The sequence below is a fragment of the Halomonas sp. M1 genome, assembly GCF_029581375.1.
Taxonomy (GTDB): Bacteria; Pseudomonadota; Gammaproteobacteria; order Pseudomonadales; family Halomonadaceae; genus Vreelandella.
Map to the genome: position 1 here is coordinate 285,482 of NZ_CP121119.1, position 13,668 is coordinate 299,149.

Genomic DNA, 13,668 nt, shown 5'->3' on the forward strand with positions numbered 1-13,668 from the left:
GCCAAGGCAGGATGTGTATCATGCGCGATGCTCAACCGACAGACCAGCTGACCCTTTTTGGCCATTTTTCGCTAACGCAAGGCGAGGATGTGCTGACACATTTCAGTTACGACAAAGTTAAAGCCCTTTTGGTTTATTTGTTGTTGCACCGCCAGCCGGTAAATCGTGCCGCGCTTGCTGAGCTGCTCTGGCCAGACCAAGGCCTCTCATCTGGCAGGACTAACTTGCGCCACGCGCTGCACTGTTTGCGTCAATCCATGGGCGACAACGCTGAGCACGTGCTGAACGTATCTCGCCAAACCATTGCTTTTCAACTGCCTAACCACTGGCAGGTAGATTTACATGAGCTGCAGAAATTGCTTGAAGGGCCGCGGGATTTAGCCACCCTTGAGGCGGTAATGGCCTGTTATCAAGGCGATTTGATTGAAGAGTTGCAGCTTGCTAACTGTAGTGAATTCCAGCGATGGCTGGTGCAGGTAAGAAATGAATGGCGCCAACGCGTTATTCGTTTTGCTGAGCAGGTACTAGATGCCCATGCCGATGTACCTGATCCCATGTTAGAAGGGTTGGTTAGCCGTTTCTCAGGCTATGGCCCTTTCCATGAGCGTTTAGTTCGCCAGCTCGCTGAAAAGAATCAAATGGCGGCAGCCCATGAGCAGTTCAATAGTTACTTGCAGCTATTGGCACTCTCTGGTCAACAGCCCGAGCCGAGCTTCTTACAGCTAGCAACTTACTGGTCTGACGGCCATCACGACCCGCGGGCGATGAGTCCGCAAGGGGCGTTCTCCCGTGCGTTAGCTGCTGACAGTAAGCCGTTGCGTGAAGATGAAATCGAGCTTCGTCAGCTCTCTGTTATGGCGATTCGCCTGAGGCTTCAGGGTGATTGGCAGGAGCGTGCTGCAACACGCAACTGCTTGGCTCTTCAATTAGAGCTACTGCGCTGGTTAGAGCAACAGTGCCACCATCTAGGGGGCTTTTGGCTACCTGGGGCTACCGGTGGCTTGGGGCTTGCCTGCTTTGGTACTCATGGGCCTGCGCACCAATTAGCGGAACTCGTGGCTCTATACGAGCACTGCCGCCAAGCGCTGCCTCAAGAGTCTGCACGGCACTGGACCGGAGAGGGCGAACCGCCCAAGTTTGAACTTGCTGCTGGGCTACACAGTGGGCGCGTCGTGTATCTGCCGGAGCGCCAATTAGCAGACCCTCTTGGCCAGGTCACTCAGGTCTCCTTGGAACTTATGAGCGCGGCAGAAGGCAGCGAGTTGGTTATCTCGCAGGAGTCGAGCCAACACATGCCGCCCGCGCTTGATCTTCAGCCGCGGCTAGTTTCGCGCTTGGTGGCTAGCGACGGTCGTGTGCGCCTACGCGCACTGGTATTAGGCCAAAACGAGGGTGGGCGTGATGCGTTACCGCCCAGTTTAGTGGGCCGTGAAACATCGCTGCGTACGTTGCGGGATGCTCTTGCCCGGGCGGGTATTGGGCTGCGTCAGAGCGTTTTGGTACGCGGTGCTTCTGGTATGGGCAAATCCGCCCTGATGGTGGGGTTCCGCCAGCTAGAACTTAGCCGCGATGCGGCTATTTGCTGGCAGCCTACCACACGCCTTTCGGTATTAGAGCCTTATGGCGTCGCCCGTACTCTAGTCGCGTGGTTCTTGGAAGCAGCGCCCACCAGTGATTCTATATATCAGCTACAGAAGCGCTTAGAAATAGAACCCCTGGACGAGCAGCGCCAGCAACTGCTTGAAGAAGCCTTGGGCGTTCGCGATGTTCAAGAGATTACCCAGCTAACCCAAAACGGCGAGGCCGTTGAGCTGGTAGTGCGCCTGCTGCACCGGTTAATAGATCAGCAGTCTGGTGCTAAAACGCTGGTGCTGATGATCGATGATCTGCAGTGGTTGGACGAGCCCTCTTTCAAGGTGTTAGCGGGCCTTCAGGCACGCTTGCCCATTAACACTGCCTTTATGCTAGTGGCTAGCCACCACGGCCGTGAACCGCTGCCTGTTAAGCTGCATTGGGATCAGCAAATTAGCCTAAGTAAGCTGGATGCTTTGCAGTCCTCTCGTCTACTGTCTCAGCTTTCAAGACGCTATAGAATTCATTTAAGTCCACGGTTGCGAAATCAAATCATTGAGCGCTGCGACGGTGTGCCGCTGTACCTGCAGGAGATCTGCCGCCGCTTGGATATGGATCGCCGTGAAGGGCGCACCGTGCAATTCGACGAGCTTCCCAAAGGTTTGTTAGGGCTACTGGCTAGCCGCATTGACCAACTTGAAGGCGACCGCGAAATAGCCCACGTGGCGGCAGTGCTTGGTAAGCGCTTCAGGCTCGACTTTTTGCTCGAGTGCAGTGGGTGTGAAAAAGCCCGCCTTATCCAGGCGGTTGAGCATATGCGGCGATTGGAGATTATCGAGCCAGTTGAAAAAGAGAGCGGCGAGCACGAGTTCCAGTTTAGTCATCAGCTTCTTCAGGAAGCCGCTTACCTTTCCTGCCCAAGAGATGTTCGGGTGAAGCTTCACCAGCAGGTGGTAACGCTGATCGAAGAGCGCTTTCCTGTGTGGATTAGTCGCCATCCAGGCGACTTTGCTACCCATTTACGTCGCAGTGGTCACTATGCTCGAGGTGCCCGCTACTTTGAACTAGCTGCCCGCGAGGCCCTAAAGGTGAGTGCCAACCGCACGGCGTTGCGCATGGCAGATTTTGGGTTGGCTAGCCTGCGCCATGTAGAACACCAAGTAGAGCGTGAGGTAAGCCTGCTTACGGTGCGTGGACAAGCTGCCTTTGCTCTTGAAGGGCATGGTTCGCCAACGGCCCATGAAAGCTTCGTGCGTGCCAGAGAGCTATTGCGTCACCCCTGTGGTGAGGTTTCAGATGAGCCAGAAGATCTCGAGCAAATTTTCTTGGTGAAGTGGGGGCTGTGGGTGGGTCGCAGTCAGCGTTATGCCCATGCGGACGCATTTGCATTGGCGTCTACCCTTTCCGATATTGCTGAGCGCTTGGAAGATCCGCGTTATCAGCGGCTGGCAGACTATGCCAGGGCGCAGTGTGAGTATTGGGCGGGGCGTATTCAGCAGGCCCACGACCATCTAGACGAGATCGATCCACTTAACGCGCAGATGATGATTGAGTGGCTACCGTTCTCGGATCACCCGCAGGTAACGGCGACGTGTTTCCAAGGTTGGGCGCTCTGTTTGCGTGGGGATTACCAGCGTGCTGAGCGGCACGTCTCGTCCGCTATTCGGTTGGCTGAAAAAATAGGTCACCCCGGCACCTTAGCCATGGCGTTAATGTTTGCTGCAGCGCTTTATCGTCAGCTGGGTCATGTTCACCTTGCTGCGCGCCATGCTGAGCGCGCGGCAGCGATGACAGAAACTCCGGATTTGCAGCTTTGGCAAATTTCCGCTCAGGGTGTACTAGGTTGGCAACGTGCCCTGGCAGGCGATCATGGCGGGCTAGTCCAGATGCGCGATAGCTTAGATCAAATGGCCGAGCTAAAAGGCCGCGACCATTTTCAGCGGCCGGTACTCTGGTACTCTGATGCCTGTATCGAACTTGGTGAGTTAGCCGCAGCAGAAGATTACCTAGACCAGTGCTTAGTAATCGCTCGTGAACGAACAACGCTGTTTTTACCCGAGCTTGCTACCCAACTTGCTAAAGTGCGCGATCTGCTTGGGCATCCAGCCAATGAGATAAAAGCGCTAGCGGAAATGGCGATTCACCAGGCTCGCGAACATGGTAATCGCCACCAGGAGTTGGCAGCACTGGAATTTTGGTTGACGCGCATTGCGCCTAGCGACCAGCAGGCAAGAGAAGCATTTAGAGGCTTGCTAGGCGAAATCAGCCACAGTGATGCGCCTGTTTTAGTGCGCTGGACGAGCCTGCTAGACCGTCGTTCACAGGCGACAAGTGTGGAGAGCTAATGCAGGCTCAAGCAGAGGGAAATGCATTCTCTAGGCGGTCGTTTTTTCAAGCCATGTGAGTGTGACGATTGCCTGTTCGCGGTCGTCGCCACACACATGGCGATCAAACTCGAACTGCTTGCACACGGCAGGGCGAGTAGGGTGGCCAAACAACTTGCATAGGTTGTCATCGCTTAATTGAGCGCACCTCACCCCAGCCGGTTTGCCATGGGGCATGCCTGGTATGGGGGAGGTGATGGATGGCGCTATACAGCATGCGCCACAGCCGACACGGCAAGCCGTTGGCTGTGGCGCAGTTGTTCCACTGCTCATGTTAAGACGTCAGCCATTGCGCCTTTATTAATCCCTTCAAATGCCTGAACCGAGGACGATTTTCCGCTTTGCTCGGTTATTCTCTCAGCTAACCACGCAGCAATATTTTCTACGGTGGTCGGTTTAGGTAATACGCAGCAGCGAGCTTGAGGGATAGTGATTAAAAACTCTCCTTGTGCGGCTTCATAGCGACAGGTCATAGTAGCATCATCTTGGTAAGCGATATCCGCGTCTTCAAGTAAATAACGATTGTCTAACCAGTCAGCCCATTGTTGCTCAAGGGTAGTTTGCCGCTCACCTTCTTGCCATATATAGAGTCTTGAGCGGTGCCCATGGGCAATGCGTTGGCAGTTGCCTGTGTGGCGTTTCAGTCCATGACTGTAGCCGTAAGCTGCGCCTTCAATAGCCTCATCACTTAAGCTTAGCTTTACATAATGAACGTTGTCAGGCCGCTGCATAGTGAGAGTGTCGCTCAGTAGATCTGTAACATCTCCAATAGTAATTGTTTCCCATGGCAGCAGTGTAAATGCTTCGGCGGGGCCGCGTACTTCCATGGCGTAAGGGGTAGTGGTTCGAATACAAATGCCTTCAGGGCACTCGCTGACTTCAATGCCTGGCGCCTTGAGGGGTACTAGCAGTGTATGGTCAAGGCCGCTGTCGAGCGTTCGTTTAATCCAGGGCTTCACTTCACCGAAGTCAAACAGCATGCCGTCTTCACCCAGCTCTCCGTCTAATAGGGCATCTACTTGCCAACTGCACCCCTTTAGGCCTTTTTCTGGGCACCAGAGGGAAACATCAATATGGGTCAGGTGGTTAACAAATAGCGACATTAATCAAATCCTGCGATTTTGTGCGTTTGAAGCGAGAGGCGCCACTGGGGGTTAGCCATGCAGTAAGCGGTCGTTGATTTAACCGTTTGAGCATTTAGTGGCTCACTACCGCGATCCATGGGCTGTAAAAAAAAGTGGCTGAAATCGAGCGAGGCAAAATTTTCTGGTAGCGCGTCAGGTTGCGGATAAACCAGCTTTAGTTCGTCCCCGTGGGTCACTGCAAGAGGGTTAGTGCCCTTTGGACTCACGCACAGCCAGTCGATACCGGGCGGTGGCAAAAGGGAGCCGTTGGTTTCCACGGCTACTTCAAACCCATAACGGTGCAGCGCGGCTACCAGCTCGGCATTGAGCTGCAACAGCGGCTCGCCTCCTGTAAAAACCACATAGGGCGTCGCTCGGCTAGAGCTCTGGGGCCACAGCGCATGAATATGATTGGCCAGCGCGCTTGCTGTAGCAAACTGGCCGCCATTAATACCGTTAGTGCCGATAAAATCGGTATCGCAAAACGTACACTTGGCGCTAGCGCGGTCAATCTCTCGACCTGACCAAAGATTACAGCCGCTGAAACGGCAGAATACGCTGGCGCGGCCAGCTTGTGCGCCTTCGCCTTGGAGCGTGTAAAATGCTTCTTTAACTTGGTACATCAGCGCACTCCCTGCAAAACGCCACTTTCATATGCGAGTGGATCGGTGGCATGGTTAGCGCTAAAGGCGGCCAGACGTTCTCGGCAGCTGCCGCACTTACCGCAGGCGAGTTCGCGCCCTTCGTAGCAGGTCCAGGTATCGCGGTAATCTAGGCCCATGGCGAGCCCATCACGCAAAATCTCCGCTTTGGTAGATTGCAGGTAGGGGGCGTGGATCGTGACGGGTTCGAAATTAGCGATGCCAGACACGTGGTTCATGGCTTGAACAAACTCAGGACGGCAGTCAGGGTAGAGAATATGGTCTCCCCCATGGGCACCATAATCGACGCGTTGGGCGCCAATGTTGACCGCTTTAGCAATCGCAAGTGAAAGCAGGATCATATTGCGGTTAGGTACCACCGTGGCGCGCAGGTTATCCGCCGCGTAGTCGCCTTCGGGCATGGCAATGGCATCGCTGGTTAATGCCGAGTTATCAATCAGGCCGTGAATGGCGCGTATATCAACCACCTGATGAGGCACTTCGAGCTGCTGGCAAACGTTTCGTGCCGTGGTCAGTTCTCGTGCGTGGCGCTGTCCATAATCAAACGAGAGCGCGTGAACGGTGAGGCCTTCGTTCAGCGCGCGATGAAGGACTGTGTAGGAGTCCATGCCACCGGAATAAATCACAACGGTGGCAGACGCGTTTGCGTCTAGAGTGGTGTTTAACGACATTATTAATACTCACTGTTCGGAGAATTTTTTAGGCGCGTTAGCGTCACGCTAAGCGATGATCCGGGGTCCGGTCCGGAAGGGCGGCAGTGTACGCAATGTGGGGTTATCTGACCAGAGGTAGTCACGCCGCTTCGTTGTGTATGTCGGCATGGTTTGGCATGTTAAGCTGTTAATCCCAGCCGTAAGAGACAAGCTCATGGCCACCATAGAACATAGTGAAATTATTAAAGCGTCCCCAGAGCGCGTATTTGAGCTGTTACGCCGCGTTGAAGATTTTGCGGACTATTCTGATTTAATTCGTTCGATCGATACGTTAGGCAATGACCGTTACCGTTGGCATGTACGGGCGGTGGGTATGGACTGGTCCTTCGATGTAGCAGTGACAGAAATTCAGCCCCCTCACGTGTTGGCGTGGGAGTCGTTGGAAGGGGTGAAAAACCAGGGGCGCTATAAGCTGCGTGCAGTGCCAGAAGGAACGGAGGTTGAGTTAACCTTACGCTATGATATTCGTAATCGCTTAATGGAAAAAGCGGTAAACAAAGCTGCCAAACCTTTAGTAGGTAAAGTCAGCCGCCAAATACTTGAACGGGTTGAAGCTCGGTTACATGAATAATTTCACACGTTACTCATGGCGTTGGGCCGCGGGCTTCGCGGTCGTGGCAATGCTTGCTTATGTTTGGTTATGGTACTCCCCTGATTTAATGGCGGTAAAGCGCTGGGCAGCCACGATGTCTCATCATCCGGTGGTGATCATTGGTGTAATGGTAACGATGGCGGTAACCCTTGCCATTGGTTTACCTGGCAGTATTGGCTTGTGGTTGATTGCCCCTTTTTATTCACCACTGATTGCGACGTTTATGCTGACCATAAGCAGTGTTGCAGGTGCGTGGGGCGCTTACCAGCTAGCGGCAAATGCGGGCGACCGCTGGAACCCTAAAGGGTTGACGCTTAAGGTCATGGAAACATTAGAGGCGCGTAGTGACCTTCTTACCCAGTGCGCGTTACGTATCCTACCGGGCTTTCCGCATTCGGTGATTAATTTTGCCGCTGGCCTGCGACGCATTTCGCTGGGCCGCTATTTAATCGCGGCGGCGCTGGGCTTGTCGGTAAAGTGGGCGGTCTATAGTAGTGCCATTTATGGCGCTCTTGAGGCGATAGAAGAGGAAAATGCCCTTCAGTTTGAGGTTATATTCCCACTTTTGGCACTGGCATTACTGCTATTAGTAGGTGGCTGGTATCGGCGCCGCGTTGAAGCGGCGCGTGATTTTTAGCCGTTATTGAAGAGTATTAACCGCCCTGGCTACTTAGCGCAGGGCATGGCTGCGTGTGGTTAGCCGGTTTTGTGCATTGATGCGTCAAGGTGGTCAACCACTTCTGCCCAGTCAGCATCTGCTTCAACGGCTTCGCGTAGAAACTCTGCTTGGCCTTCATTCCAGCAGGGAGCGTCTGCTAGGGCCATCTCTTCGGGGAGCGGCGAGTTGCGTTGTATAAAGCGCTCGATAGATTCTGAATCAGAGGGTAATCCAAGCTGCTCAAAAAGTTCGCTAAAATGGTGTACGGGTTGTTCCATATTTTGCTTTCCTTTCCGTTGGTTAACGTACACTTAAACATAGCGTGAATGAGGGACTATGCCAGTCTCTTTTCGCAAAAAGCGCGTTAGCGTTCTCCGACGAGTGGTGTCAAAAAGCGGCGACGCTGGTCTTCAAAAGAGAGCGGTTGGGCGAGTAAGTGAACCAGCTTGGTATAGGCAGCTTCGGGCGTCATGTCATCGCCTGAGAGCACGCCAGCGTCGGCAAGGCCGTCGCCTGCCGCATAGGCACCTAAATGAATGCTCCCTTGGGGGCATTGGCTAATTGCTGCAATGAGTTTGCCTTCACCACTTGCCTTAGCAATGAGCGCGAGTAAGTCAGGATTGCTAGGAATGTTGCCCGCCCCCCATAGCTGTAATAGCGCGCCTTTGATGCGTGAGTCGCCAAGTATGCTCTCCAATTGCCACGCGCTAATACCAGGCCAAAGGACGACTCTTGCCACTTCACCCTGGGCTACTGGAAGATAGTCGGCTAGCTCAAAGCGTGGGGCGCCTCGCTGTTGGCAGGCCAGTCCCCGGCTAGGATAGTGTATAAAGTCATCGCCTACTCGCTCCCCAATAAGTGGGTAATTGGGGGAGGAGAATGCATCTACAGCGTTGCTGTGCTGCTTGATGGAGCGAACGCCTCGTAACAATCGGTTTGCAAAATAGATAGCCACTTCTTGCAGTGCTGGTTGGACGGCAAAGCGGAATGCGCCGTACAGGTTATCCAAGGCGTCGCTATTCGGGGCTTCTAGCGGCTGCATGGCGCCAGTTAACACCACGGGACGATCTATTCCTTGTAACTGATAAGCAAGGCTGGCGGCCGTCCAGCTTAATGTGTCGGTGCCATGAATAATCACGAAGCCGCGATAGGCGTTGACGTTGTCGGCGATGTCTCTTGCTAACTGCTGCCAGTTAAGCGGTGTGGCAGCACTTGAATCGATTAGCGACGAGTAGCTAATAACATCGTACGCGGGCAGGTTTTGCCGTTGTGCCAGGGGAAGATGGCTTAATGCTTGATGTAGGCGTTCACGAAAATTACCGCCTGGGGTAAGGCCATTCGCCTGTTGCAACATGCCTATGGTGCCGCCGGTATAAATGACCAGCAGGCGCTCTTTAGTGGGAGCTGAAGATGTTAAAGGAGACGTCGTGCTCAAAGCATTATCCTGAAATGGTCGATGACTGCGTTAACGGGCCGCTTTACATCGGTAGCGTTAGTGTCACTAGTAAGTTAGTTGTTATGTACTAGCAGTTTGCCTGACTGGTCATCTAGTCGACGTTTACGACCAGCGAGAAGCGCAAACCCGCAGCAGATTAGAATCAATAAAATAAGTAGCCAAGCGATGTCTGCAGTGCCGGCACCTGCTTGGAGCATCAGGCCCACGCCAAATGGCCCAAGGGATGCAAGCGTGTAACCTCCACCCTGGACGAGGCCAGAGAGCTGCCCGGCTAAACGTGAGTTAGCGGTTCTCAATACCAGAAGGCTAAGTGCTAAGCTGAAGCTGCCGCCTTGACCAATGCCAAGTAGCGCTGCCCCTGGCCACTTCCAGGCCAATGGCGCGATTAGCAGCATCCAAAGGCCTAATGCAGTGCTGAACAGAACCAGCAGCAAGGCGGGGCGCTGGTCTTTGCCTAAGCGCGCCAGCCAAGGGGCGGATAGCGCAGCGCCTAGCTGGCACATGATTGAAATAGCCATTGTCCAGCCCGCGGCAGCCTCATCATATCCGCGATATACCAGCAGTGTGGGCAGCCAGCCGAACACGATATACGCCATTGAGGACTGGATGCCCATAAACAGCATGACATGCCAAGTCAGCGGTTTGCGTAGCAAATGCAAAAGCGGTGCTTTTGGTGAAGTGGGTAACTGAGATTGCTGGGTTTTGGGCGCCTTCGCGATCCATAGAAGTAATGCCACAAGCGCTAACAGGGACCAGCTCATTAAACTCAGCTGCCAACTTCCCAGCCATTGCATTAGTGGCACGCTAAGCCCTGCGCCCAGTGCACCCCCAAGGCAGAGCGCCATGGTGTAAAGCCCGGTAAGTAAGTCGGCACTTTCAGGCAGTTCTCGTTTGACCAAGGCGGGCAGCAATGTACCACTAATCCCGATAGCCGTGCCTGCCATAGCAGAACCCATAAATAGGCTGCCGGGCAGCGGTAGCCCCCTAACTATTAGCCCACTGGCTAATAGTAAAAGCGCTCCGCTTAGCGCACGTTCACTACCAAAACGGTGGGCCAACATTGGTGCGAGTGGGGCCGACAAGCCCAGGAAAAGTACCGGTAAGGTGGTGAGAATACCTGCGGCCGCAGGTGTTAACCCGGCGGTCTCTTGTAGGCGGTTTAGCAGTGGGGCAACCGATGACATAGCAGGGCGCAAATTAAGCCCTACTACGAACATCAGTAAGATGAAGGTGAATGCACGACGAGAGACCATGGCGGGCGCTTACGCTTATTTAAGGTGTGGACGTAAATCTCCACGCACCGCATCGAGCAGGGTAATAAAGTGGTAGTCCTGAGGAGTGTCCAAGCAGTCTACCCGTACCTGGGTGCGCATTCCTTTATTGATATCTAATTTATCATAGATTTCCAGGGTTAGCTTGCGCGCAGGTTTATCGCCAGGAGCGATAATGCCTTCTTCAAGGGTAAACGTTTCAAGCAGGGTCACGCGCACCCGCGTACTGTTGCCTTCGCTCAGTACACGCCGCACGAAGAGCCAGCCTTCGCAGGGGAGCGCGTCATTGCTGTCGCGCTCGCGCAAAAAAAGCGTACGGTAGCAGGCACCTTCCACCGAAGCCTTTTCGGCCATGCTGCGATATGCTTGAAGCACTTGTCCTGAAGAAGCACGCGCATCTTCTAGGCGCTGTGAAATACCTTGATGTTCGCGACTCAACTGCTCTTGATGCTGAAAGGCAAGCCACTGACGGTACTCATTAATTAGTTGCTTCGACGCCATGATCACTCCATGAATCAATTCAGTGGTAATGCTGGAATATGCAGGGCGCTAACCTTCGCATATTCCTTGCCGGCAGGCTAGCGGCGGGCGCGGCGGCGTTCGCCGTTTGAAGGCGCGGATTGCCCGTCAGGCTTACGTTTGGCGCGGGGTTGCCGCTGGCCCCGGCGCCCATTTTCAATCGGCTCGGGCTTGGCGTTGGGGTCAGGTTCGAAACCGGGCTCAATGCGCTTGGGAAGTGTCTGCTTGATTAACCGTTCGATGCCGCTGAGTAAACCATGCTCATCAACACATACCAGTGAGACGGCTTCACCATTGCTACCTGCACGACCTGTGCGGCCAATACGGTGCACATAGTCTTCCGCTACATTAGGCAGGTCGAAGTTCACTACGTGGGGTAGTTCATTGATATCCAGCCCGCGCGCGGCGATATCGGTGGCCACCAGTACCTGTAGGTCACCGCTTTTGAACGCGCCTAGAGCCCGAGTTCTGGCGCCTTGACTTTTATTGCCATGGATTGCCATCGCAGGGATATCTTGCTTTGAGAGCTGCTCTGCTAGGCGGTTAGCGCCATGTTTGGTGCGTGTAAACACCAACACCTGAAACCAGCCATGCTGTTGGATCAAATGAGCGAGTAGTTCACGCTTTTTATCGCGATCTACGCGATAAATGGCCTGCTCAATTCGTTCGGCTGTGGTGTTGCGCGGTGCAACTTCAATCAACGCAGGGTTGTCGAGTAGTTGCTGGGCGAGCGCTTGAATTTCATTTGAAAACGTCGCGGAAAATAGCAGGTTTTGACGCTTTTTTGGCACCAAGCGCAGCAGCCGCTTAATGTCATGAATAAAGCCCATGTCGAGCATGCGATCCGCTTCATCGAGAACAAGGATTTCCACTGCGGATAAATCGACATGGCCTTGCTGATGAAGGTCAAGCAGCCGGCCTGGGGTGGCAACCAAGACATCAAGGCCTGCTTTTAAGGCATCAACCTGGGGTTGCTGACCAACGCCACCAAAAATAATGTGGGAGCGTAGCGCAAGGTGTTGGCCATAAGCGGAAACACTTTCACCCACTTGGGCGGCCAGCTCACGGGTAGGAGTGAGGACGAGAGCTCTTACTTGGCGTTTCGCGGGGCGCTTGCCGTTAGCGAGCCGCTGAAGCATCGGTAGCGTAAAACCAGCTGTTTTACCTGTGCCGGTTTGGGCACTGGCGAGTAGGTCACGCCCCTCCAGTACTACGGGGATAGCCTTTAATTGAATAGGGGTTGGCTGGGTATAGCCTTGCGCGGTAACGGCGCGCAGTAAATCGTCGTGCAGACCAAGTTCAGAAAAGCTCATGCGTTCTCCGCAATCACCTAGCAAGTCATACCGACAGGCGGCAGTTTGCTAAGCGTAATGTTCAAAAAGCGAGGATGATACACCGTCGCGGCAGCGAAGTTTGCCAGATAAAGTGCGCAGCCGCGATGGACATTTATTAGCCGTAAAAGGCAAGTACGTATGACAAAGCCTTGTTCGGAAGTGACGGGGTAGTGCTGAAAAATAACCGTGATACACCACTACAGTGTATCACGATTGCTAGCTGGCGGTGCCTTTCAACGTGCTTATTGGTGGTCAATGTGCTGCGCATAAAGGCTGGTAACCCGCGCATGACTGGCAGCAGGCAGTGGCAGCGAGGCGACTTCATCGGCGCTAAGCTCAAAGAGTTGGTTGGGGTGCGCTATGCCAGCATCAAATAGCTGCGCCGCCGTGGCAGGGCCAATGCCATCTAGGGTCATTAACGGGCGGGCAAAGTTTTCAAGAATATGTGCTTGCTGTTGGGCAGAGCTGGGGGCGCTGTATAGCTCAAGGGCTTGTTCAGCAACAAACTGTTCAATGCGTCCCAGTGTCTCAATAGCCTGTGCAGGGGCTCCTTGGGTAGCCAGTATGTCGGTGATAGCCTCATGGCTATTTAGGGCCGTCTCTAATAGGGAGAGTGATGTATCGCCCTCAAGCCATGCTTCAAGAGAATGCGTTAGGCTAGCAAGCTGCTTGTGTAGCGCCTCAACGTCTAACGTGTTGTCACTATGCATATCGCGTCCTTGTCCGAGTCTCTGACGTAGCCTAGCCGTTAATAGGCAGGTCGACATGAGGTGCCCAAGCTGGCCTACTCAAAAAAGTTGCCTTGGCGTAGTTGATGTGCGATCTGGCCGGCAATGCTGGCCCAACTCTCGCCTAGTGAGCGTACCAATGCTGGGTAGCCATCTTCATTGAGTTCTGTTTCAGCAGTAAAACTTTTCATCGTCAAAAGTTCATTGCTGGTGCTTCGAAGTTGCCACTGGCCGCTGGCCACAGCAACCCCATCATACCTTCCCTGGAACTGATCAATTTCAAGTTGCAGTGTTGGACCGCTAGGTGCATTGATCTCTTCCCGAACTACTTGGATAGTGGGTAGCTCATGGGCAAGGTGCACCCGCAGTGAGCGCTCCAGCTGACGGCCTATGCTTTCCGCCCACTGATGCTCCCGCGCTTCGTTGAGGGCAATATCATCTAACTGCATAACAATGCCATCAACATCTAGATAATGTGCTAACCGTGGAGCGCTTACTTTAAGCGTGGCTTGGGGTTGAACCGGGGCGTTAACCGCTGGGCTGCTAGGTAGCATGTAGCGTGCTGGTGGTGTAACGCTGCTTGCACAGGCCGACAGCAGAAGGCTCAGGCCGAGCAACAGTAAAGCCTTAAGGGTCAGAAAGCGCATAGTCATTC

Annotated in this window: 14 protein-coding genes; 3 read left to right on the forward strand and 11 right to left on the reverse strand. The window is 53.9% G+C overall.

Translation table 11 applies throughout. From position 1 onward, the window contains the following. Positions 1-20 precede the first annotated feature (20 nt). Entirely contained in the window at positions 21-3,917 is a 3,897-nt protein-coding gene (locus P8S54_RS01285; RefSeq protein ID WP_281442905.1) for an AAA family ATPase, read from the forward strand. Positions 3,918-3,947: 30 nt separating this feature from the next. Here the strand turns inward: P8S54_RS01285 and P8S54_RS01290 are convergent, their stop codons facing one another. The 4 genes from P8S54_RS01290 to queC are packed head-to-tail and all read right to left on the reverse strand — an operon-like array spanning position 3,948 to position 6,413. Next, the gene (locus P8S54_RS01290; RefSeq protein WP_082429662.1) at positions 3,948-4,229 is read right to left on the reverse strand and encodes a YkgJ family cysteine cluster protein; all 282 of its coding nucleotides are present in this window, start codon (positions 4,227-4,229) and stop codon (positions 3,948-3,950) included. Next, positions 4,226-5,059 carry a 6-carboxytetrahydropterin synthase gene (locus P8S54_RS01295; RefSeq protein ID WP_281442906.1) on the reverse strand — a complete coding sequence of 278 codons (834 nt, stop codon included), beginning with the start codon at positions 5,057-5,059 and terminating at the stop codon, positions 4,226-4,228. The genes P8S54_RS01290 and P8S54_RS01295 overlap by 4 nt, the downstream gene beginning before the upstream one ends. Continuing rightward, positions 5,059-5,703, reverse strand: a complete 645-nt coding sequence (gene queE / locus P8S54_RS01300) for a 7-carboxy-7-deazaguanine synthase (RefSeq protein ID WP_281442907.1) — start codon at positions 5,701-5,703, stop codon at positions 5,059-5,061. Before queE ends, P8S54_RS01295 begins: the two co-directional genes overlap by 1 nt. Continuing rightward, positions 5,703-6,413 (reverse strand): 7-cyano-7-deazaguanine synthase QueC, encoded by a 711-nt coding sequence (gene queC / locus P8S54_RS01305; RefSeq protein ID WP_281442908.1) that lies wholly within the window; start codon positions 6,411-6,413, stop codon positions 5,703-5,705. The genes queE and queC overlap by 1 nt, the downstream gene beginning before the upstream one ends. A gap of 196 nt (positions 6,414-6,609) precedes the next feature. On the opposite strand from queC, the gene P8S54_RS01310 reads away from it, so the two are divergent. Then, positions 6,610-7,026 carry an SRPBCC family protein gene (locus P8S54_RS01310; protein WP_281442909.1) on the forward strand — a complete coding sequence of 139 codons (417 nt, stop codon included), beginning with the start codon at positions 6,610-6,612 and terminating at the stop codon, positions 7,024-7,026. Beyond that, positions 7,019-7,684, forward strand: a complete 666-nt coding sequence (locus P8S54_RS01315; RefSeq protein ID WP_009096143.1) for a VTT domain-containing protein — start codon at positions 7,019-7,021, stop codon at positions 7,682-7,684. Before P8S54_RS01310 ends, P8S54_RS01315 begins: the two co-directional genes overlap by 8 nt. A 59-nt stretch (positions 7,685-7,743) precedes the next feature. Here P8S54_RS01315 and P8S54_RS01320 read toward each other — a convergent pair whose 3' ends face one another. The 7 genes from P8S54_RS01320 to P8S54_RS01350 all read right to left on the reverse strand — a co-directional run bounded on the left by P8S54_RS01320 (position 7,744) and on the right by P8S54_RS01350 (position 13,660). Continuing rightward, positions 7,744-7,983, reverse strand: a complete 240-nt coding sequence (locus tag P8S54_RS01320; RefSeq protein WP_009096141.1) for a DUF2789 domain-containing protein — start codon at positions 7,981-7,983, stop codon at positions 7,744-7,746. Positions 7,984-8,069: 86 nt separating this feature from the next. Beyond that, entirely contained in the window at positions 8,070-9,140 is a 1,071-nt protein-coding gene (locus P8S54_RS01325) for an asparaginase (protein WP_281442910.1), read from the reverse strand. Between the two features lie 74 nt (positions 9,141-9,214). Next, complete coding sequence (locus P8S54_RS01330) at positions 9,215-10,414, reverse strand: MFS transporter (RefSeq protein WP_281442911.1); 1,200 nt, start codon at positions 10,412-10,414, stop codon at positions 9,215-9,217. A gap of 15 nt (positions 10,415-10,429) precedes the next feature. Next, positions 10,430-10,933 (reverse strand): hypothetical protein, encoded by a 504-nt coding sequence (locus tag P8S54_RS01335; RefSeq protein ID WP_009096137.1) that lies wholly within the window; start codon positions 10,931-10,933, stop codon positions 10,430-10,432. Between the two features lie 77 nt (positions 10,934-11,010). Beyond that, the gene (locus tag P8S54_RS01340; RefSeq protein WP_281442912.1) at positions 11,011-12,264 is read right to left on the reverse strand and encodes a DEAD/DEAH box helicase; all 1,254 of its coding nucleotides are present in this window, start codon (positions 12,262-12,264) and stop codon (positions 11,011-11,013) included. A gap of 263 nt (positions 12,265-12,527) precedes the next feature. Continuing rightward, positions 12,528-12,995, reverse strand: coding sequence for a hypothetical protein (locus P8S54_RS01345; protein WP_281442913.1), 468 nt, complete (start codon positions 12,993-12,995; stop codon positions 12,528-12,530). 74 nt (positions 12,996-13,069) lie between these two features. Next, positions 13,070-13,660, reverse strand: a complete 591-nt coding sequence (locus tag P8S54_RS01350) for an ABC-type transport auxiliary lipoprotein family protein (RefSeq protein ID WP_281442914.1) — start codon at positions 13,658-13,660, stop codon at positions 13,070-13,072. Positions 13,661-13,668 lie beyond the last annotated feature (8 nt).